The organism is Nonomuraea sp. NPDC050328 (genome assembly GCF_044459405.1).
In the GTDB taxonomy this organism is placed as follows: domain Bacteria; phylum Actinomycetota; class Actinomycetes; order Streptosporangiales; family Streptosporangiaceae; genus Nonomuraea.
This window is the reverse complement of record NZ_JBITIW010000005.1, coordinates 52,538-71,911: the sequence shown is the minus strand read 5'-3', so window position 1 is coordinate 71,911 and position 19,374 is coordinate 52,538. Positions and strand designations below refer to the sequence as shown.

General features: G+C 72.8%; 21 protein-coding genes. 18 read left to right on the top strand and 3 right to left on the bottom strand.

What is annotated here, in order from left to right:
- Window positions 1-69 precede the first annotated feature (69 nt).
- The 13 genes from pgsA to ACIBG7_RS19905 all read left to right on the top strand — a co-directional run bounded on the left by pgsA (window position 70) and on the right by ACIBG7_RS19905 (window position 11,804).
- Window positions 70-672, top strand: a complete 603-nt coding sequence (gene pgsA / locus ACIBG7_RS19965; RefSeq protein WP_357934932.1) for a phosphatidylinositol phosphate synthase — start codon at window positions 70-72, stop codon at window positions 670-672.
- Entirely contained in the window at window positions 669-1,556 is an 888-nt protein-coding gene (locus tag ACIBG7_RS19960) for a phosphatidylinositol mannoside acyltransferase (protein WP_397337170.1), read from the top strand. Before pgsA ends, ACIBG7_RS19960 begins: the two co-directional genes overlap by 4 nt.
- Window positions 1,553-2,656, top strand: coding sequence for a glycosyltransferase family 4 protein (locus tag ACIBG7_RS19955; protein ID WP_357934926.1), 1,104 nt, complete (start codon window positions 1,553-1,555; stop codon window positions 2,654-2,656). The genes ACIBG7_RS19960 and ACIBG7_RS19955 overlap by 4 nt, the downstream gene beginning before the upstream one ends.
- A 37-nt stretch (window positions 2,657-2,693) precedes the next feature.
- Window positions 2,694-3,239 carry a hypothetical protein gene (locus tag ACIBG7_RS19950; RefSeq protein WP_357934923.1) on the top strand — a complete coding sequence of 182 codons (546 nt, stop codon included), beginning with the start codon at window positions 2,694-2,696 and terminating at the stop codon, window positions 3,237-3,239.
- Between the two features lie 62 nt (window positions 3,240-3,301).
- Complete coding sequence (locus ACIBG7_RS19945; protein WP_397337169.1) at window positions 3,302-4,309, top strand: DUF3048 domain-containing protein; 1,008 nt, start codon at window positions 3,302-3,304, stop codon at window positions 4,307-4,309.
- An 86-nt stretch (window positions 4,310-4,395) separates the two neighbouring features.
- Window positions 4,396-5,322, top strand: a complete 927-nt coding sequence (gene pdxS / locus ACIBG7_RS19940; RefSeq protein WP_397337168.1) for a pyridoxal 5'-phosphate synthase lyase subunit PdxS — start codon at window positions 4,396-4,398, stop codon at window positions 5,320-5,322.
- 135 nt (window positions 5,323-5,457) lie between these two features.
- Window positions 5,458-7,131, top strand: a complete 1,674-nt coding sequence (locus ACIBG7_RS19935) for an alkaline phosphatase D family protein (RefSeq protein WP_397337167.1) — start codon at window positions 5,458-5,460, stop codon at window positions 7,129-7,131.
- Between the two features lie 83 nt (window positions 7,132-7,214).
- Complete coding sequence (locus tag ACIBG7_RS19930; RefSeq protein WP_397337166.1) at window positions 7,215-7,634, top strand: MarR family winged helix-turn-helix transcriptional regulator; 420 nt, start codon at window positions 7,215-7,217, stop codon at window positions 7,632-7,634.
- Between the two features lie 64 nt (window positions 7,635-7,698).
- Window positions 7,699-8,895, top strand: a complete 1,197-nt coding sequence (locus ACIBG7_RS19925) for an MFS transporter (RefSeq protein ID WP_397337165.1) — start codon at window positions 7,699-7,701, stop codon at window positions 8,893-8,895.
- Between the two features lie 60 nt (window positions 8,896-8,955).
- Complete coding sequence (locus tag ACIBG7_RS19920; protein WP_397337164.1) at window positions 8,956-9,546, top strand: excalibur calcium-binding domain-containing protein; 591 nt, start codon at window positions 8,956-8,958, stop codon at window positions 9,544-9,546.
- Between the two features lie 20 nt (window positions 9,547-9,566).
- Window positions 9,567-10,394 carry an endonuclease/exonuclease/phosphatase family protein gene (locus ACIBG7_RS19915; RefSeq protein WP_397337163.1) on the top strand — a complete coding sequence of 276 codons (828 nt, stop codon included), beginning with the start codon at window positions 9,567-9,569 and terminating at the stop codon, window positions 10,392-10,394.
- 48 nt (window positions 10,395-10,442) lie between these two features.
- Window positions 10,443-11,015: a pyridoxal 5'-phosphate synthase glutaminase subunit PdxT gene (pdxT, locus tag ACIBG7_RS19910; protein WP_357934902.1), complete on the top strand. Its 573-nt coding sequence runs from the start codon at window positions 10,443-10,445 to the stop codon at window positions 11,013-11,015.
- A 3-nt stretch (window positions 11,016-11,018) separates the two neighbouring features.
- Window positions 11,019-11,804, top strand: coding sequence for a YebC/PmpR family DNA-binding transcriptional regulator (locus ACIBG7_RS19905; RefSeq protein ID WP_397337162.1), 786 nt, complete (start codon window positions 11,019-11,021; stop codon window positions 11,802-11,804).
- A 188-nt stretch (window positions 11,805-11,992) separates the two neighbouring features.
- Here the strand turns inward: ACIBG7_RS19905 and ACIBG7_RS19900 are convergent, their stop codons facing one another.
- Complete coding sequence (locus ACIBG7_RS19900; protein WP_397337161.1) at window positions 11,993-12,265, bottom strand: hypothetical protein; 273 nt, start codon at window positions 12,263-12,265, stop codon at window positions 11,993-11,995.
- 57 nt (window positions 12,266-12,322) lie between these two features.
- Here ACIBG7_RS19900 and ACIBG7_RS19895 point away from each other — a divergent pair, with 57 nt between their 5' ends.
- On the top strand, window positions 12,323-12,868 hold the full coding sequence (locus tag ACIBG7_RS19895; RefSeq protein WP_397337160.1) for a hypothetical protein: 546 nt from the start codon (window positions 12,323-12,325) through the stop codon (window positions 12,866-12,868).
- A 30-nt stretch (window positions 12,869-12,898) separates the two neighbouring features.
- Window positions 12,899-14,047 (top strand): enhanced intracellular survival protein Eis, encoded by a 1,149-nt coding sequence (gene eis, locus ACIBG7_RS19890; RefSeq protein WP_397337159.1) that lies wholly within the window; start codon window positions 12,899-12,901, stop codon window positions 14,045-14,047.
- Here eis and ACIBG7_RS19885 read toward each other — a convergent pair.
- Both ACIBG7_RS19885 and ACIBG7_RS19880 read right to left on the bottom strand, forming a co-directional pair.
- Window positions 14,044-15,339: a diaminopimelate decarboxylase gene (locus tag ACIBG7_RS19885; RefSeq protein ID WP_397337158.1), complete on the bottom strand. Its 1,296-nt coding sequence runs from the start codon at window positions 15,337-15,339 to the stop codon at window positions 14,044-14,046. The genes eis and ACIBG7_RS19885 overlap by 4 nt on opposite strands.
- 90 nt (window positions 15,340-15,429) lie before the next feature.
- Window positions 15,430-17,040, bottom strand: coding sequence for a PucR family transcriptional regulator (locus tag ACIBG7_RS19880; protein WP_397337157.1), 1,611 nt, complete (start codon window positions 17,038-17,040; stop codon window positions 15,430-15,432).
- Window positions 17,041-17,199: 159 nt separating this feature from the next.
- Here ACIBG7_RS19880 and ruvC point away from each other — a divergent pair, with 159 nt between their 5' ends.
- From ruvC to ruvB, 3 genes are read left to right on the top strand one after another with little or no spacing between them, the layout of a single operon-like run.
- Window positions 17,200-17,727: a crossover junction endodeoxyribonuclease RuvC gene (gene ruvC, locus ACIBG7_RS19875; RefSeq protein ID WP_357934880.1), complete on the top strand. Its 528-nt coding sequence runs from the start codon at window positions 17,200-17,202 to the stop codon at window positions 17,725-17,727.
- On the top strand, window positions 17,724-18,344 hold the full coding sequence (gene ruvA / locus ACIBG7_RS19870; RefSeq protein WP_357934877.1) for a Holliday junction branch migration protein RuvA: 621 nt from the start codon (window positions 17,724-17,726) through the stop codon (window positions 18,342-18,344). The genes ruvC and ruvA overlap by 4 nt, the downstream gene beginning before the upstream one ends.
- Entirely contained in the window at window positions 18,341-19,372 is a 1,032-nt protein-coding gene (ruvB, locus tag ACIBG7_RS19865) for a Holliday junction branch migration DNA helicase RuvB (RefSeq protein WP_397337156.1), read from the top strand. The genes ruvA and ruvB overlap by 4 nt, the downstream gene beginning before the upstream one ends.
- Window positions 19,373-19,374: the final 2 nt, after the last annotated feature.

The window sequence follows — 19,374 nt, the reverse complement described above, 5'->3', positions numbered from 1 at the left end:
ACCAAATACCCGTGTGGCGAATATCACAAGAGGTGGAGGCCAACGAAAATGGCCTACGATCGAGCTGCGATGCTGAAACTCCTGCGCCCGGCCATGACCCGGATCCTCACCCCCCTCGGCAGGGCACTGGTGAGCCGGGGCATCGGCCCCAACGCCGTCACCGCGGTCGGCACGACCGGCACCGTGGTCGCCGCCCTGGTCCTGTTCCCGCTGGGCCACCTGTGGTGGGGCGCCTTCGTCATCGGGCTGTTCGCCCTGCTCGACCTGCTCGACGGCGTGGTGGCCCGGCTGGGCGGCGGCGGTGGCAGCACCTGGGGCGCCTTCCTCGACTCGACCTTCGACCGCGTGGCCGACGCCGCCATCTTCTGCGGGCTGCTGATCCACCTCGTGCTGACCGGCCAGTTCGTCCTCGCCTGGGTCGTCCTGTTCTGCCTGGTCGCCGGCCTGCTCGTCTCCTACGTCAAGGCCCGTGCCGAGGGCCTGGGCCTGAGCTGCGACGTCGGCCTGGTCGAGCGGCCCGAGCGGCTGGTCGTCGGGCTGTGCTCGGCCGGCTTCGCGCAGTTCTGGCCGCCCCTGTTGGCCATCGGGATGACGGTGCTGGCCGTGGCCAGCGCGGTCACCGTCGTGCAGCGCGTCGTCCACGTCCACCGCCAGGCTGGAGCCCCCCGATGAACATCTCCCTGACCGACCGCGCGGTGGCCGCCGGGTTCGCCGCCGGCTGGAAGCTGGTCCCGCTGCTGCCGCAGCGGCTGACCGCGCGCGGCTTCGAACTCGCCGCCGACCGCGTCTGGCGGGGGAGGGGCGCCTCGGTCCGCCGCCTGGAGGCCAACCTGGCCCGGGTCACCGGCCTGGAGGGCGCCGAGCTGCGCGAGCTCACCCGGCGCGGCATGCGCTCCTACTTCCGCTACTTCCACGAGGTCTTCCGGCTGCCCAAGATGCCCAGCGCGGAGGTCGTGCGGCGCACCCACGTCACCGGCGACGAGCACATCTGGCAGACCCTCGAGTCCGGCCGCGGCGTCGTGCTCGCCCTGCCGCACATGGGCAACTGGGACCAGGCCGGCGCGTGGCTCGTCGGCAACGGCCGCCGCTTCACCACCGTGGCCGAGCGGCTCAAGCCCGAGTCGCTGTACCGCCGCTACACCGCCTTCCGCGAGGGGCTGGGCATGGAGGTGCTGCCGCTGACCGGCGGCGCCGGCCACACCATCGGCACCCTCGCCTCCCGCGTACGGCGGGGCGGCGTCGTCTGCCTGCCGGCCGAGCGCGACCTGACCAAGAGCGGCATCGAGGTGAGCTTCTTCGGCGCCACCACCAAGGTGCCGGCCGGTCCGGCGCTGCTGGCCGTCCAGACCGGCTGCGCGCTGCTGCCGGCGATCCTGTGGTTCGAGGGCGACGACTGGGGCCTGCGCATCGAGCCCGAGGTGGCCGTCCCGGCCGAGGGCACCCGCCAGGAGCGCGTCGCGGTGGCGGCGCAGCGCCTGGTGGAGGTCTTCGAGAAGGGCATCGCCGAGCACCCCGAGGACTGGCACATGCTGCAGCGGCTCTGGATCGACCAGTGAGGGTCGGAATCGTCTGCCCCTACTCGTGGGACATGCCGGGCGGGGTCAAGCAGCACATCGACGACCTGGCCCAGGCGCTCATCGCCCAGGGCCACGAGATCTCCGTCATCGCCCCGGCCAGCGACGACGAGGAGCTGCCGCCGTACGTGACGGGCGCGGGCCGCGCGGTTCCGGTGCCCTACAACGGGTCGGTGGCGCGCATGTCGTTCGGCTTCCTGTCGGCGGCCCGGGTGCGCCGCTGGATCAACGACGGCGACTTCGACGTCCTGCACATCCACGAGCCGCTCATCCCGTCGCTGGGCGTGCTGGCCTGCTGGGCGGCCAAGGGGCCGATCGTGGCGACCTTCCACGCCTCCTTCAACCGCTCGCGGGCCATCGCGGTCGCCGAACCGCTGCTGCGCAGCGCGCTGGAGAAGCTGCACGGGCGCATCGCCGTCTCCGACGCCGCCCGCAAGAGCCTGGTCGAGCAGTTCGGCGGCGACGCCGTGCTGATCCCCAACGGGGTGACCGTCAGCCGCTTCGCCGAGGCCGAGCCGCTGTCCGGCTGGGGTCCCGACGGCACCACCATCGGGTTCCTGGGCCGCCTGGAGGAGCCGCGCAAGGGCTTCCCGATCCTGCTGGAGGCGATGGAGGCCATCCCGGACGCCAAGTTGCTGGTGGCCGGGGCCGGCGACGTCAAGATCCCGCGCAGCATCCGCGACCGGGTCACCATGCTCGGCATGGTCAGCGAGCAGGACAAGATCCGCGCCTACCACTCGGTCGACGTCTTCTGCGCGCCCAACACCGGCGGCGAGAGCTTCGGCATCGTGCTGGCCGAGGCGATGGCCTCGGGGGCGACCGTGCTGGCCAGCGACATCCCGGCCTTCCGCCGGGTGCTCGGCGAGGGCCAGGCGGGCGCGCTGTTCCGCAACGGCGACCCGGCGTCGCTGGCCGAGGAGGCCAACGCGCTGCTGGCCGACCCCGAGCGGCGGGCCAAGCTGGCCGCCGAGGCGCTGGTCGCGGTGCGCAAGTTCGACTGGTCGACGGTCGCCCGCGACGTGGTGCGCGTGTACGAGACGGTCGCCGCCGAGGGCGGCGGCCGCGTGGTGGAGGACCTGTGAACGACCGGGCTAGGCCGACGCGAGAGCCGGAGGACCGGTGAACCAGACGATCGTCCTGCTGCTGGCGGGCCTGGTCGTGGTGCTGACGGCCGTGTACATCTCCTGGCGGGCGGGCCGGCTCGACCGGCTGCACATCCGCCTGGAGCTGGCCCAGGAGGCGCTCGACGCCGCCCTGATGCGCCGGCGCGCGGTGGTGCTGGAGCTGGCCGGCTCGCGGCTGCTCGACCCGGCCACCTCGCTGGTGCTGGCCGCCGCCGCCCACGAGGCACGTACGGCGGGGCCAGACGAGCGCGAGCACGCCGAGAGCGACCTGTCGAGGGCGTTGCGCGCCGCGGTCGACCAGGAACGCTTCCGCGAGGCCCTGGCCGAGGCCCCCGGCGGCCCCGACCTGCTGGAGGAGCTCGACGCGGCCACCGCCAAGGTGGTCTACTCGCGCCGTTTCTACAACAACGCGGTCGCGGTCACCCAGGTCGCGCAGCGGCGCTGGCTGGCCCGCACGCTGCGGCTGGCGGGCAACACCGACTTCCCGCACTTCTTCGAGATCGACGATGCGGCTCCGGAGTCGATGTCCGCATCTGAATGACCCATTTTGGGATCGCCGGTAAGCTTCTCCCGATTTCTTGGCCTAGCGGAGGAGTTGACCAGGTGCGGCGTGCCGGTTTGTTCGTTGTGACGCTTGCCGTACTGGCCCCGGTCGCGGCCTGTTCCTCCAGTGAGAAGCCGCCGGCGGGCCAGCCGCAGGCGGCCACGGCCGCCCCGTCGGCCTCGCCGACGGTCGCCGAGCCGGGGCACCCGTTCACCGGGCTGCCCGCGGATACGATGCGGCCGGTGCTCGCGGTCAAGATCGAGAACACCGCGGCGGGCAAGCCGCAGATGGGGCTGAAGAGCGCCGACATCGTCTACATCGAGCAGGTCGAGGCGGGTCTGACCCGGCTCATGGTGATCTTCTCCTCGAAGATCCCGGCCAAGGTCGGCCCGGTCCGCAGCGCGCGCATCTCCGACCTGCACATCGCGCCGATGTTCGGCAAGCCCGCCTTCGCCTACTCCGGCGCGCAGACCAAGATGTTGCCGCACATCGCCGAGGCCTCACTGTTCGACGTCTCCGACAGCCGCGCGCCGGGCGCCTACTTCCGCCAGCCGGGCCGCTACGCGCCCTACAACCTGTTCGCGAACACGCGCCAGCTGATCAAGGCCGCGCCCAAGGCGACCAAGGCCAAGGACGTCGGCTTCACCTTCGGCGACGCCCCCGAGAGCGGCGGGGTGGACAAGAAGCGGATGACCGTGCGCTGGCCGGCCGCGCGCTTCGACTTCGTCTGGTCCGAGGCCAAGCAGCAGTGGCTGATCTGGCAGGACGGCAAGAAGAACATGGCCGCCGAGGGCGGGCAGCTGTCGGCGCCGACCGTGGTCGTGCAGTACGTCAAGACGGTGCGCTCGGAGTTCCACGACAAGAACCAGAGCTACACGCCGCTGGTGCAGACGGTCGGCAAGGGCGACGCGTTCGTGCTGCGCGACGGCAAGGCCTACAAGGCCAAGTGGTCGCGCGCCTCGGAGGAGGAGGGCACGGTCTACACCACCCCCGAGGGCGAGCCGATGAACTTCGCGCCCGGCCAGGTGTGGGTGGCGCTGGCCGCAAAGAAGCCGGTCGTGCCCTAGCCGGCACTCGCACCCGCCGGAAGTGGTCTGGGGCCGCAGCTCCGAAGTGGCCCTTACCGAGGACCACTGGGTGCTCCGTACACTGGATGCGTAAGCCCGGATCATTCGTGAGGTGCATAAACGTGTCCGAAGTAGCCACTGGAACCGCTCGGGTCAAGCGGGGCATGGCCGAGATGCTCAAGGGCGGCGTCATCATGGACGTCGTCACCCCGGAGCAGGCGAAGATCGCCGAGGACGCGGGCGCCGTCGCCGTCATGGCGCTGGAGCGGGTCCCCGCCGACATCCGCGCCCAGGGCGGCGTCTCGCGCATGAGCGACCCCGACATGATCGACGGCATCATCGCCGCCGTCTCCATCCCGGTCATGGCCAAGGCCCGGATCGGTCACTTCGTCGAGGCCCAGCTCCTGCAGTCGCTCGGCGTCGACTACATCGACGAGTCCGAGGTGCTCACCCCGGCCGACTACGCCAACCACATCGACAAGTGGCGCTTCACCGTGCCCTTCGTGTGCGGCGCGACCAACCTGGGCGAGGCGCTGCGCCGCATCACCGAGGGCGCGGCGATGATCCGCTCCAAGGGTGAGGCCGGCACCGGCGACGTCTCCAACGCCGTCACCCACATGCGGACCATCCGCCAGGAGATCAAGCGCCTGACCTCGCTGCCCGAGGACGAGCTGTACGTCGCGGCCAAGGAGCTGCAGGCGCCGTACGAGCTGGTCGTCGAGGTCGCCAAGACCGGCAAGCTGCCGGTCGTGCTGTTCACCGCGGGCGGCATCGCCACCCCGGCGGACGCGGCGATGATGATGCAGCTCGGCGCCGAGGGCGTCTTCGTCGGCTCGGGCATCTTCAAGTCGGGCAACCCGGCGCAGCGCGCGGCGGCGATCGTCAAGGCGACCACCTTCTACGACGACCCCGACGTCATCGCGAAGGTCTCGCGCGGCCTGGGCGAGGCCATGGTCGGCATCAACGTGGACGACATCCCCGTGCCGCACCGCCTGGCCGAGCGCGGCTGGTAGCACCTGAACACCGGAAGGGGCGGCGCGCCGGCGTGCCGCCCCTTCGTGTTGCCGGATATTTCCGGACGTGATCATGGAGAGTTAACGGGACGGAGTCAGGCTTTCGACGTCGTCACGATCTCTCCTGGAGCCCCGATGCCCGGACTCGACCGCCGTTCCTTCCTCGTCACCGGCCTGGCCGCCGCGGCGACCGTGCCCGTCCTGGCCGGTCCCGCCTCGGCCGAGCCCGACGAGACCGCCGCCTCGCCGGCCGGGCGCGGCCTGCGCAGCGACCCGTTCACCCTCGGTGTGGCCAGTGGCGACCCCGACCACTCCGGCTTCGTCATCTGGACCCGGCTGGCCCAGCAGCCGCTGGCCGAGGACGGCTTCGGCGGCATGCCGCAGCGGCCCTTCCCGGTGTTGTGGCAGGTCTACGCCGACGAGCGCGCCCGCCGCGTGGTGCGGTCCGGCATCGCGGTCGCCGCGCCCGAGTGGGGGCACAGCGTCCACGTCGAGCTCGACTCGCTCGGGTCCGACCGCGAGTACTGGTACCGCTTCCGGGTCGGCCCGTACGTCTCGCCCCTCGGCCGCGCGCGCACCGCGCCGCACCCGCTGTCGTACGGCGGAGCCCTGTCGATGGCCTTCGTCTCCTGCGCCCAGTTCGAGCACGGCTACTTCACCTCCTACCGGCACCTGGCCCAGGAGCGCCCCGACCTGATCCTGCACCTGGGCGACTACCAGTACGAGTACACCAAGAACACCTACACCATCCCCGGCGGCAACATCCGCCACCACGAGGGCCCCGAGACCGAGACGCTGGCCAACTACCGCCAGCGGCACGCCCAGTACAAGGCCGACCCCGACCTGCAGGCCGCCCACGCCGCCGCCTCCTGGCTGGTCGTCTGGGACGACCACGAGCTGGACAACAACTGGGCCGACGAGGTGCCGGAGAAGCCGGAGATCCCGCAGCCGAACTTCCTGTCGCGCCGGGAGGCGGCCTTCCGCGCCTACTACGAGAACATGCCGCTGCGCCGTACCTCCATCCCCCGGGGCGTCGACATGCAGCTCTACCGGCGGGTGCGCTGGGGCAGGACGGCCACCTTCCACATGCTCGACACCCGGCAGTACCGCGACGACCAGGGCTGCGGCGACGGCTACCGCGACTGCCCGGCGGCGGTGGACCCGGCGCGCTCGATCACCGGCTCCGCCCAGGAGGCGTGGCTGCTGAACGGCTTCCGCCACTCGCGCGCCCAGTGGGACATCCTGGGCCAGCAGGTCTTCTTCGCCCAGCGTGACAACAACGCCGGTCCGGCGAAGGTGACCTCGATGGACGCCTGGGACGGCTACGTCGCCTCGCGCCGGCGCATCACGCAGGGCTGGCTCGACGCCGGCGTGCGCAACCCGGTGGTGCTCACCGGCGACGTGCACGCGCACTGGGCCAGCGACCTCAAGCTCGACTACGACGACCCGACCGGGCCGAGCGTGGGCGCGGAGCTGGTGGCCTCCTCGATCAGCACCGGCGGCGACGGCCGCGACAGCGACCCGGCCACGCACCCGTTCCTGAAGATCAACCCGCATCTGAAGTTCTACAACAACCAGCGTGGCTACGTGCTGACCCGGATCGAGCGGGAGCTGATGACGGCCGACTTCAAGGTCGTGCCCACGGTGACCGCGCCGGGCTCGGACGTCTACACCCGCGCCACCTTCGTCGTCGAGGACCGGGTGCCCGGCGTGCAGCAGACCTACCTGCGGCCGCTGGACCCGGCGGCTCGCGCGCTCGACGAGATGACCGTGGAGGAGACGGTCCGCCTGGAGACCGAGCGCCCCTGACCGTCGCCGGACGGCCCCGCCGGGAACAGGCGGGGCCTTTCTCCGGTTGAATACTTAGACAGGCTAACTTAGACTGTCTAAGTATGAGCGCCTCCCAGACCCTCGCCGAGCAACTGTCGGCCTCCCTGCGTCACCTGGTCCTCCTGCTGCGGCGCGCGGTCGCCGGCCAGCCGGTCACCAGCCAGCAGTACGCCGTGCTGGGCTCGCTCGAACACCGGGCCCGCCGGATGAGCGAGCTGGCCGAGGAGCACGCGGTGCACCTGCCCACCATGACGGTCCAGATCAACCGCATGGAGGACGCCGGGCTCGTCGCCCGGGGCAGCGACCCCGGCGACGCCCGCGTGCGCACCGTCGAGCTCACCGAGGAGGGCCGGGCCCGCCTGGACGTCGTCCGGCAGGCCCGCCGGGCCTTCCTCGCCGCCCGGCTGGAGACGCTCACCCCGGCCGAGCAGGAGATCCTCGCCCGGGCGCTGCCCGTGCTGGACAAGCTCGGCCGGTCATGAAGACCGGGGCCGAGGCCGCCGACTCTCCTCCGGCCGCGACCCCGCACCACCTGTAAGGAGAACCATGCGCACCGGCGGCGGCCTGCTCCGCCAGCCGGTGTCCGTGTGGGCCACCGCGTTCGCCGCGGTCGTGGCCTTCATGGGCATCGGGCTGGTCGACCCCATCCTCCCCTCCATCGCCCAAGGCCTGCACGCCAGTGCCAGCGAGGTCTCGCTGCTGTTCACCAGCTACTTCCTGGTGACCGCGGTGGCCATGCTGGTGACCGGCTGGGTCTCCAGCCGCATCGGCGGCAAGCGGACCCTGCTGCTCGGCCTCGGCCTGGTCGTCGTCTTCGCCGCCCTGGCCGGCACCTCCGGCAGCGTGGCCGAACTGGTCGGCTTCCGCGCCGGCTGGGGACTGGGCAACGCCCTGTTCGTCGCCACCGCCCTGGCCGTCATCGTCGGCGCCGCCAGCGGCGGGGCCGAGACGGCGATCATCCTCTACGAGGCCGCGCTCGGCCTGGGCATCTCCCTCGGCCCGCTGGTCGGCGCCCTGCTCGGCGACTGGAACTGGCGGGCGCCCTTCTTCGGCACCGCCACCCTCATGGCCGCCGGCTTCGTCCTCATCGCCACCCTGCTGCGGGCCGTGCCCAGGCCCGCGGTCAAGACCCGGCTGTCCGACCCGCTGCGCGCCCTGGCCCACGGCGGCCTGTCCACCACGGCCTTCACCGCGCTCTTCTACAACTTCGCCTTCTTCACCGTGCTGGCCTTCACCCCCTTCATCCTCGGGATGAGCGCCTACGGCATCGGCGCGGTCTTCTTCGGCTGGGGCGTCATGGTCGCCGTCTGCTCGGTGCTGCTCGCCCCGCGCCTGCAGCGCCGCCTCGGCTCGGTGACCGTCCTGCACCTGGCCCTCGCCCTGCTCGCCGTCCTCCAGGTCGGCATCGCCCTGTCCGGTCACGCCGGGATCGTCGTGTTCACCATCCTCACCGGCGTGCCGATCGGGATCTGCAACACCGTCTTCACCGAGGCCGCCATGGAGGTCTCCGACGCGCCCCGGCCCATCGCCTCGGCGGGCTACAACTTCGTCCGCTGGATGGGCGGCGCCCTGGCCCCCTTCGTGGCCACCAAGCTCGGCGAACACCTCGGCACCGCCGTGCCGTACCTGCTGGGCGCCGCCTGCTGCGCCGCCGGCATGGCCATCCTCTACGCCCGCCGCCACCACCTCCGCCCGTTGTCCCGCGTGGACGCCGGCCACACGCTCCAGGAGGCGGCGGCGTAACGAAGGCGGGGCGCGGAGCGACATAGGTATCTCCTGTCTCCCTAGTCAACGGAGGTACCGGTGAAACTCCGCCGTTCCCTGGGCGCCCTGTGCGCCGCCGCCTTAGTCCCGCTCGCCTTCGTGGCCGGCCCGGCCGTCGCCGCAGGAGCGGGGGAGGCGGCCAATGCGCGGGTGATCCTGCGCCTCGTCCAACTGCCCGGGCCGGTGAAGGCGGGCAAACTCACCATCACCTACGCCAAGGGAAGCCGGGCGGCCGTGGCCGATCGCAAGAGCCACGTCAAGGTGCGCGGGGGCGTGCCCTTCCGGCGGGCCTTCACCCTCAAGCCCGGCACGTGCGCCGCGATGGCGGTGCCGGCCGGGGTCAAGGGCGTGCGCTTCCGGCTCGACCTGCACGTCGACGGGAAATTGGTCGCATCGGTGAAGGGCCTGCGACCGGTCAAGGCCTACTGCCACCCTGGCACCGCCCCTGCCGCCGACCCGGCCCCGACTCCGACGCCCACCCCGACCCCGACACCGGACGGGAACGATCCAAAGTTCGGCACCTGCGGCGAGGCCAACGACAACGGCTACGGCCCCTACGTCAAGGGCGTGGATCCGGAGTACGAGTGGTACGACGACCGCGACGACGACGGGATCGTCTGCGAGAGGTAGGCCGCGGGTAGCATGCCGGCATGGTGCTGGAGTGGGGGGTCGTGGCCGGGATGGTGCTGGCGGCGGCGCCCCTTCCGGCGGGCCAAGGGGTGGCCGCGGTGCGGGTGATGACGTGGAACGTGTGCGGGGGGACGAACGGGGCGTGCCCGCTGTACCGGGCCGGGGTGCATCAGCTCGGGTGGACGGCGGCGAAGTACGCGCTGGCCGGGCGCTCGCGGGTGGTGTTCCTGCAGGAGTTCTGCACGGGCGCGGACGCGGCGCTGGAGAAGAGCCTCGAAGAGCTCAGCGGCGCACGATGGAGCGTGCGGTCGTGGGGGCTGCGGGACGCCAAGGGGCGGCCGTACGCGTGCCACCCCGACTACCAGGGCCGCGAGCGCGGCACGCAGAGCGTCGTGGTGGCCGTCCAGGCCGGGCAGGCGGCCTTCAGCGAGCACGAGCTGAGCTCGCCGCCGTGGTTCGTGCGCCGGGCGGCGGTGTGCGCGGACGTGCCGGCCTGGAGGCTGCGGGCGTGCGGCACGCACCTGTCGTCCGGGATGTCCAACGACGACCACCAGGACGGCTCGCCGTACCGGGTGAAACAGGTGCGCGAGCTGGAGCGGGCGGCGCGCGAGGGCGGGCGGCGGGTGGTGTTCGGGGGCGACCTCAACCTGACGCCGCACCGCGCGGCGATCACGGCGGTCGCCGCCCGCTGGCGTGAGTGCGACCCGCGGCAGCGCTGGACCTTCACCGGCAAGAAGATCGACTACCTGTTCGCCCCCGGCATGCGCGAGTGCCGCGTCGGCGCGGCCGATGCCCCGTCCGACCACCGGCCGCTGTACGGCGAGGCCACCCTGGCGGAAGAGCGCTGACCCCTCTGGTGTTGAATCTGGGGAACCCCTCGACGGAAGGATCTTCGCGTGCCCACGATCGGTGTACTTGCGCTGCAGGGCGACGTGCGCGAGCACGCCCGCGCGCTGGAGGAGGCGGGCGCCACGGCGGTGGCCGTGCGCCGGCCGGCGGAGCTGGAGGCGGTGGACGCGCTGGTCATCCCCGGCGGCGAGTCGACCACCATGTGGAAGCTGGCCACCACCTTCGAGATGCTGGAGCCGCTGCGGCTGCGCATCAAGTCGGGCATGCCCGCCTACGGCTCCTGCGCCGGCATGATCATGCTGGCCGACCGGATCGAGGACGGGATCGCCGGCCAGGAGACGCTCGGCGGCATCGACATGACCGTGCGGCGTAACGCTTTCGGCCGCCAGGTCGACTCCTTCGAGGAGGACCTCGACTTCGCCGGTCAGGCGGTGCGCGCGGTCTTCATCCGGGCCCCCTGGGTGGAGCGGGTCGGGCCGGATGTCGAGGTGCTGGCCTCGACGGGCGATAGGATCGTCGCGGTCCGCCAAGGACCGCTGCTCGCGACATCGTTCCACCCGGAGCTGACCGGTGACGCGCGCGTGCATGAATACTTCGTAAACCTGGTGAGGGAGCTGTAAGTCATGTCCGGCCACTCCAAATGGGCGACGACGAAGCACAAGAAGGCTGCGCTCGACGCCAAGCGTGGCAAGCTGTTCGCCAAGCTGATCAAGAACATCGAAGTGGCGGCGCGGACCGGTGGCCCTGACCCGGATGCCAACCCCACCCTCTTCGACGCCATCTACAAGGCGAAGAAGAGCTCGGTGCCGATCGACAACATCGAGCGCGCCCGCAAGCGCGGCGGCGGCCTCGAGACCGGCGGCGCCGACTGGCAGACCATCATGTACGAGGGCTACGGCCCCAACGGCGTGGCGGTGCTGATCGAGTGCCTCACCGACAACCGCAACCGCGCCGCCTCCGAGGTGCGCGTGGCGCTGACCCGCAACGGCGGCTCGCTGGCCGACCCGGGCTCGGTGGCGTACATGTTCAACCGCAAGGGCGTCGTGCTGGTGCCCAAGTCGGTCGTGACGGACACCAAGAAGGGCACCACGGTCGAGTACACCGAGGACCAGATCCTCGACGCCGTCCTCGACGCGGGCGCCGAGGAGGTCAACGACCTGGGCGAGCAGTTCGAGGTCGTCTCCGAGGCCGGTGACCTGGTCCCGGTGCGCAAGGCGCTGCAGGAGGCCGGCATCGACTACGACTCGGCCGAGTCGAGCTTCATGGCCTCCATGAACGTGCCGCTCGACGAGGACGGCGCGCGCAAGATCTTCCGTCTCATCGACGCGCTCGAGGACAGCGACGACGTCCAGAACGTCTACGCCAACTTCGACGTGAGCGACGAGGTCATGGAGAAGATCGACGCCTGACCTCGGGGCATCCGGGCGCCTGGGCTAGGGTTCTGGCCCATGCGTCGTCCCCTCGGCTGGCTGTTCTTCCTGCCCGCGCTCCTCGGGCTGGCCACCCTGGTGGTGCCCAGCGTGCAGACGGTCGTGCTGAGTCTCCAGCGCGGCAATCCGCTGCGCGGCGGCGGCACCACCGTGGTGGGCTGGGCGAACTACGCGACGTTGCTGGGTGGGGAGCCGTTCTGGCGGGCGCTGGGGTTCACCGCCCTGCTCACCGCCGGCCCCCTCCTGGTCGTGGCCGTGGTCGCGCCGCTGCTGGCGCTCTCCCTGGCGTACGGCGGAGCCCCCGTGCGCCGGATCGGCCGCGTGGTGCTGTCGGTCTGGATCGTCACGTGCTCGCCGGTGGCCATCGCGGTCGCCGGGTTCGAGTGGGTGCTGGGGTTGTTCTCGCCGGGGCAGGGGCCGGACCACAGCGCCCGGACCACAGCGCCCGGATCCAGCTCAACACCTGGCTGCCCGCGCTGGCGGGCGCGGTGGTCTCCGTGGGCGTCGCCTACGTCGGCGCGCTCGGCATCGGTGGCCTGCGCCCGCTCGGCCGGCGCAGCGAGTGGCTGCTGCTGCCGTTCGCGCCGTGGCTGTTCACCGGGACCGCGCCGACCGTCCTGGCCTCGTGGCTGAACGTGCGCTCGCTGGACCTGCTCGACACCTTCGTCGCGCTCGTGCCGCCGGTGGCCGTCAGCGTCCCGGCGCTGGTGATCCTCACCGTGCTGTGCCGGGGGCTGGCCCGCCGGGAGGGGCCCTTCCTGTCCACGGTCGTGCTGCCGTCCCTGCCGATGGCCGGGCTGCTGGCCGGCGGGGTGACCCTGCTGAACGCCCAGGACCTGCTGTGGCCGCTGGGCGTGGCGATGAGCCCGCGCACCATGACCGGGCCCGAGGTGCTGGTGACCGCCGCGCCCCGGCTGGGCGGCTCCGGGGTCCTGCCGTACGGGCTGGCCCTGCCGCTCGCGGTGGCGGCCGTCGCCCTGGCCGCGCTGGCCGTCGCGCAGGTCACCTACCTCGACCGGATGGTCGCCGAGACGGGCCGGTAAACCGGTTGCGAGGTGTCCTAGGTTGACATCGTGGATATTCGCGATCTGACCCCCGACGACCTGGGCGCGGTGCTCGAGGTCCGGAAGCGTTCCTTCGGCCCGATCTCCGCGAGCGACACGGAGACCTGGTACCAGCTCGTCACGCCCTCCGTCGAACAGCAGCGCTACCTGGGCGTCTTCGACGGCGACCGGCTCGTGGCCGCGGCCCGCTACCGCCGGCTGACCCAGTGGTGGCACGGCCGCCCGCAGCCCCTGGCCGGGGTCGCCGGCGTCGTGGTCGGCCCCGAGGACCGCGGCCGCGGCGTCGGCCGGACGATCACCCGCGCGGTCATGCGCCGCGCCGTCGAGCACGGCTACGCGCTGTCGGCCCTGTATCCGGCGACCACCGCCATCTACCGCTCGGTCGGCTACGAGCACGTCGGCGCCCAGCACATCGTCACGCTGCCCACCGAGGCGCTGCGCTCGCTCGCCCCCGCCGGCACGGTCAAACTGCGCCGCATGGGCCCCGGCGACGCCCCCGAGGTGATCGCCACCCTCGGCCGCATCCACGCCGCCACCCGCGCCAGCGGGCCGATCTCCTGGGAGGAGCGCACCTGGCGGCAGTGGCTGGGCGAGGAGGACGACTTCCTCTACCTCGCCGACGACGGCTTCGCCGTCTACCGCTGGGACGACGGCGCCATCGAGCTGGACACCCTGGTGGCCGTCTCCGAGGAGACGACCCGGGCGCTGTGGTCGCTGGTCGGGTCGGCCTCCACGGTGGCCAAGTCGGTCACCGCCTGCGTCGCGCCCGACGACCCGATCCTGTGGCTGCTGCGCGAGCGCACCAAGGAGCAGGTCAAGCAGGTCCGGTGGATGTTGCGGGTGCACGACCTGCCGCTGGCCATGGAGCGGCGCGGGTTCTCCGCCGCCGTCGAGCTCGACGCGGTCGTGCGGGTGGAGGACGCCGAGGAGCCGGGCGCCGGAGGGACCTGGCGGCTCACCGTCTCCGGCGGGGCCGGCAGGGCCGAGCCGGCCCAGGGGGAGGGGCCGCGGCTGAGCGCCAACGGGCTGGCCGCGCTGTACGGCGGGCTGCCGGCCGGGCTGTTGCGCCGCACCGGCATGCTGCGCGGGGACGACCGGTACGACGAGGCCCTGGAGAGCGCGTTCGCGGCCTCGCCGTACATGCTCGACTACTTCTAGACCAGCGCCCCGGCGTGCGCCAGGCCGCTCATCGCGGCGATCTCGTCCAGGGTCTGCGCCTGCCGTACGGTGGCCAGGCGGACCTGGCCGCCGTCGGTGGTGAAGCCGTGCACGGCCGGGTACGGCAGGCTGTTGTAGGCCCACGGCGTGGAGAAGTAGTAGGCGCCGGTGTCGTGCAGCACGACGAAGTCGCCCTCCTCCAGCTCCGGCAGCTCCCGGGCGTGCGCGACGACGTCGCCGGCGAAGCAGCAGGGCCCGGCGACGTCCTGCGCCAGCAGGGGCCCCTGCTTGGGCCGGCCCTTGGCGTCGAAGGCGTCCACGCGCAGCGGCCACGCGCCGGGCATCAGCACGGTCCGGGTGGCGACCTGGGCGCCGGCGTGGGTGATCGCGATGCGCCGCCCGCCGGCGTCCTTGGTGTACTCCACCAGGGCGCCGATGAAGCCGTTCTTGGCCAGCAGCGAGCGGCCGAACTCGGTGACCAGCTCGTAGCGCCCGTCGAACAGGCCGGGCACCGCCTCGCCGAGCACCCGCACGTAGTCGGCGAAGGTGGGCGTCTCCCGCTCGTCGGCGAAGTTCACCGGCAGCCCGCCGCCGATGTCCAGGCTGGTGATCTGCCGCCGGCCGAGCGTGGCGTTGATCTCCTCGGCCAGCAGGTAGGTCTCGGCGATGCCCGCGGCGATCAGCTCCAGCGGGCAGCCCTGCGAGCCGACGTGCGCGTGCAGCCGGGTCAGCCAGGGCCGGCGCACGAAGGCCTCGACGACCGCCTCGCGGGCGCCCGGGTCGCGCAGCGCGACGCCGAACTTGGAGGTGGCGGTGGCAGTGCTCATCGCGCCGATCGACCCGGTGCCGACCTGCGGGTTGACCCGCAGGCCCACGACCGAGGCGCAGTCGTCGCGGCGCAGGCCGTCGATGCGGCGCAGCTCGGTCAGGTTGTCGGCGTTGACCGCGATGCCCAGCTCCAGCGCCTGGGCCAGTTCCTGCCGGGTCTTGGCGGGGGAGTCGAACACGATCTTGGCGGGGTCGAAGCCGGCGTCGAGCGCGATGCGCAGCTCGCCCGGGCTGGCCACCTCGCAACCCATGCCCTCGGTGGCCAGCAGGCGCAGCACCGGCACCAGCGAGGCGGCCTTGGCGGCGAAGGTGTGCAGCACGCCGGGACCGAAGGCGGCGTGCAGCGCGGCGACCGACGAGCGCACCCCCTCGACGTCGACGAAACCGGCCACGGGCTGCTCCGCGCCCAGCGCGCCGGTGTCCACGGCGTGGCGGACGACCTCGGCGACCCTGCTGTTCAACACGTCAAGACTCCTGGATTTCGGGGGACCGTAAGGACGAGCCTGAGGCCTGCCGTATCCGGAAATCTTTAGCCGCCGAGCCAAAGCGGGAGATCAGCTTTGGCCGGTCGGCCAAGAGGCGTCCACCAAGCGGACGGCCAGGGTCATGAGCAGGCGGATGTCCGGATCGTCCAGGTCCACCGCGAACCGTTCGCGGGCGCGGCGCAGGCGGTAGCGCAGGGTGTTGGGGTGCAGGACCAGCCGCCTGGCCGCCGCCGCGACGTCGCCGGCCTCCTCCAGGTAGACGGCGATCGACCGGACCAGCTCGCCGCCCGCGGCCAGGTCGGCGCGGATCAGCTCGTGCACCGGCCCGTTGCCCCGCTCCCAGGCGGGCCGGGCCGCGTCCAGGATGCGCAGCACGTCGATCGCCGGCGCCACTTCCGCGGCTTGCGCCCACCGCCGCACCGGGGCCGCTCCTGACGCGGGGCCGCCCTTCTCCGGCAGGCCGCCGCGTTCGCGCAGGACCCGGACGACCAGCGCGGCCTCCTCCCGCGAGGCGGCGGCCCGCAGGGGCGAGGGCACCACGCCGCCCGCGCCCACCCACACCGGCCCCGCCCCGGGCGTCGCCGCGGCCAGCCCGTCCAGCTCCCGCGCCAGGCCCGCCGCCCCGTACTCCTCCCCGTCGCCCACCGGCAGCAGCACGGTCACCCGCCCCGCCTCCCGCAGCACCCGCGCCGCCCCCCGGTAGGAGGCCGCCTGCAGCGCCAGAGTCCCCAGCACCCGCTCACCGGCCGCGCCCGGCGAGCCGTCGAGCTCGGCCACCACCACCGCGCACCGCAGCTCGGGAGCCAGCCCGAGCGACCACGCGTGCGTGCTCAGATCGCCCTCCCCGCTCAGCAGCCCGCGCAGCGCGTGCTCCTCCCGCCGCCGCGCGCCGCTCTCCCGCAGCCGGTGCTGCAGCAGGTACGGCACGGCCACCTCGGCCGCCCGGCTGAGCGCGCTCGCCGCGTTCGGACTGAGCGCCCGCCCGTCGGCCGCGGCCCAGATCGAGCCGAGCATCTCCCGCCCGCTGCGGATCGCGATGATCAGTCGCTCGGGCGTGTCCCCGTCGGCCGGCCGGTGGATGACCTCGTCCGACGACCACAACGCGCGCAGCAGCCCGCTGCGCCGCAGCTCCTCGACCCGCCAGTCGGGCACCCGCCCGCCCAGGATGGTGGAACGGCGCATCTCGTCGGCCTCGGGCCCGGTCGCCGAGTGCGCCAGGACCCGGAACCGGGTGTCCTCGATGGTGATCGAGCCGCCGGTGAACTCCGCCACCACCGACGCCAGCGCGGCCAGCCCGCCGCTCTCGGTCGCGTCCGCCATCCGGTCGCCCCGGCCGGCTCCCGCGTAGGCCAGCGCCGAGCGCAGCAGCGTCGCCACGTCGTCCCAGTCCGCCCACTCGGCCCTGGCGAGCAAGGCCAGGCCGTACTGGTCGGCGGTGTGCAGCGTCTCCTCGTCGAACCCGTCCGCCCGCACCACCACCGCCGCCGCGTCGCGCCGCGCCGCCTCCTGGACCGGCAGCCCGATCGCCAGCACGACCCGCCCGGTGCAGGAACGGGCCGGACCCTCGTCGCCGATGACCACGCCGTCGAACCGCACGTCCTCACCGGCCGGCGCGAGCACCAGGCGCAGGACGTCGGCCTCGTCGAAAGCCAGCAGCTCACGCAGGGTGATGCCGTTCATGCCGGTGAGCGTATAGGGCGCCGCCGCACGCCCCGGCAGCCCGTGCTCCCCTTCCCGGAAGCCCGGTCTGAACGGGCCGGTGTGCGTGCGCGGAACGTCTCCGGCCGTTAGGCTGGCTCCCGCCGAACAAGTGTTCGGCGGATGGAGGGGTGTGCGCGGGTGCGGGTGCTGGGTGTGGATCCTGGGCTGACGCGATGCGGCGTCGGAGCGGTCGAGGGACGCGTGGGCGGTCCGCTGTCGCTGGTCGACGTGGGGGTGATCCGCACTCCGGCGGACGACCCGCTGCCCGACCGGCTCGTCGCCCTGGAACAGGGCCTCGAACGCTGGCTCGACCAGATCGCCCCCGACATGGTGGCGGTCGAGCGCGTCTTCAGCCAGCACAACACGCAGTCGGTCATCGCGACCGCCCAGGCCTCCGGCATCGCTGTGCTGTGCGCCGCGCGGCGCGGGCTGCCGGTCTCGCTTTACACCCCCTCCGAGGTCAAAGCCGCGATCAGCGGGCACGGCTCGGCCGACAAGGCACAGGTCGGCACCATGGTCACCCGCGTGCTGCGGCTCAAGGAGATGCCGAAACCGGCGGACGCCGCCGACGCGCTGGCGCTGGCGATCTGCCACGTGTGGCGCGGCGGCAACCAGCAGCGGCTGGCCGAGGCGGTCGCGCGGGCGACGAGGGGGCGAGTGGTGTGATCGCATCGGTGCGGGGCACGGTGACCGCGGCCGGTCCGGACGGAGCCGTGATCGAGGTCGGCGGGGTGGGCGTCCTGGTCCACTGCACGCCGGGCACGCTGGCCACGCTGCGGGTGGGGGAGCAGGCCAGGCTCGCCACCTCGCTGGTGGTGCGCGAGGAGTCGCTGACCCTGTTCGGCTTCGCCGACGAGGACGAGCGGGTCGTGTTCGAGATGCTCCAGACCGCCAGCGGCGTGGGGCCCAAGCTGGCCCTGGCCATGCTGGCCGTGCACACCCCCAACGCCCTGCGCGTGGCGGTGTCGGCGGCCGACGTCAAGGCGCTGACGCAGGTCCCGGGCATCGGGCAGAAGGGCGCCCAGCGGATCATCGTCGAGCTGAAGAACCGGCTCGGCACGCCCGAGGAGGCGGTCAACGCCGCCATCGCCGGCGCGCCGCGCCGCGTGACCTGGCGCGAGCAGGTGCACTCCGGCCTGGTCGGGCTGGGCTACTCGGGCAAGGACGCCGACGAGGCCTTGGCCGTCGTCGAGCCGATGGCCGAGATCGAGCTGGCCGAGGGCCGCGAGCCGCAGGTCGGCGCGATGCTCAAGGCCGCGCTGAGGGCGTTGAGCGTGCGATGAGCTTCGAACGCGACCTCGTCTCCTCCGCCGCCGACGACAACGAACTGCAGATCGAGGCGGCGCTGCGGCCCAAGCGGCTGGCGGAGTTCATCGGCCAGCAGCGGGTGCGCGAGCAGCTCTCCCTGGTGCTGGAGGGCGCGCTGCGCCGCGGCAAGGCGCCCGACCACGTCCTGATGAGCGGCTCGCCCGGTCTGGGCAAGACCACGCTGGCCATGATCATCGCCGCCGAGCTCGGCACGCCGCTGCGCATCACCAGCGGCCCCGCCCTGGAGCGCGCCGGCGACCTGGCCGCGATCCTGTCCACGCTCGGCGAGGGCGAGGTCCTGTTCATCGACGAGATCCACCGGATGGCCCGGCCCGCCGAGGAGATGCTCTACCTGGCGATGGAGGACTTCCGGGTGGACATCGTCGTCGGCAAGGGCCCCGGCGCGACCGCCATCCCGCTCGACATCGCGCCCTTCACCCTCGTCGGCGCGACCACGCGGGCCGGGCTGCTGCCCGCGCCGCTGCGTGACCGGTTCGGCTTCACCGCGCACATGGAGTTCTACGAGGTGCCGGAGCTGGAGCAGGTGCTCAGGCGCTCGTCGCGGCTGATGGGCGTCGAGCTGCCGGACGACGGCGGCCATGAGATCGCCCGCCGCTCGCGCGGCACGCCCCGGATCGCCAACCGGCTGCTGCGCCGGGTGCGTGACTTCGCCGAGGTCCGGGCGGACGGGGTGATCACCCGGGATCTGGCCGCGGCCGCGCTCAACCTGTACGAGGTCGACGCCGAAGGTCTCGACCGGCTCGACCGGGCGGTGCTGTCGGCGTTGTTGCGCAAGTTCGGCGGCGGGCCGGTGGGGCTGTCCACCCTCGCGGTCGCCGTGGGGGAGGAGCCCGAGACGGTCGAGGTGGTCGCCGAGCCCTTCCTGGTCCGGCAGGGACTCGTCGCGCGCACCCCGCGCGGGCGGGTCGCCACCGCGGCCGCGTGGCTGCACCTGGGCATGGAGCCGCCCGCCGACGCGTTCGGGGCCGCCTTCGCCGACTGACC

Bases quoted from the DNA above. Each gene is read 5' to 3' on its own strand.
- pgsA (WP_357934932.1), top strand. From the start codon at position 70: ATGCTGAAACTCCTGCGCCCGGCCATGACCCGGATCCTCACCCCCCTC.
- ACIBG7_RS19960 (WP_397337170.1), top strand. From the start codon at position 669: ATGAACATCTCCCTGACCGACCGCGCGGTGGCCGCCGGGTTCGCCGCC.
- pdxS (WP_397337168.1), top strand. From the start codon at position 4,396: ATGCGTAAGCCCGGATCATTCGTGAGGTGCATAAACGTGTCCGAAGTA.
- ACIBG7_RS19935 (WP_397337167.1), top strand. From the start codon at position 5,458: ATGCCCGGACTCGACCGCCGTTCCTTCCTCGTCACCGGCCTGGCCGCC.
- ACIBG7_RS19930 (WP_397337166.1), top strand. From the start codon at position 7,215: ATGAGCGCCTCCCAGACCCTCGCCGAGCAACTGTCGGCCTCCCTGCGT.
- ACIBG7_RS19925 (WP_397337165.1), top strand. From the start codon at position 7,699: ATGCGCACCGGCGGCGGCCTGCTCCGCCAGCCGGTGTCCGTGTGGGCC.
- ACIBG7_RS19915 (WP_397337163.1), top strand. From the start codon at position 9,567: ATGGTGCTGGAGTGGGGGGTCGTGGCCGGGATGGTGCTGGCGGCGGCG.
- ACIBG7_RS19905 (WP_397337162.1), top strand. From the start codon at position 11,019: ATGTCCGGCCACTCCAAATGGGCGACGACGAAGCACAAGAAGGCTGCG.
- ACIBG7_RS19880 (WP_397337157.1), bottom strand. From the start codon at position 17,040: ATGAACGGCATCACCCTGCGTGAGCTGCTGGCTTTCGACGAGGCCGAC.
- ruvB (WP_397337156.1), top strand. From the start codon at position 18,341: ATGAGCTTCGAACGCGACCTCGTCTCCTCCGCCGCCGACGACAACGAA.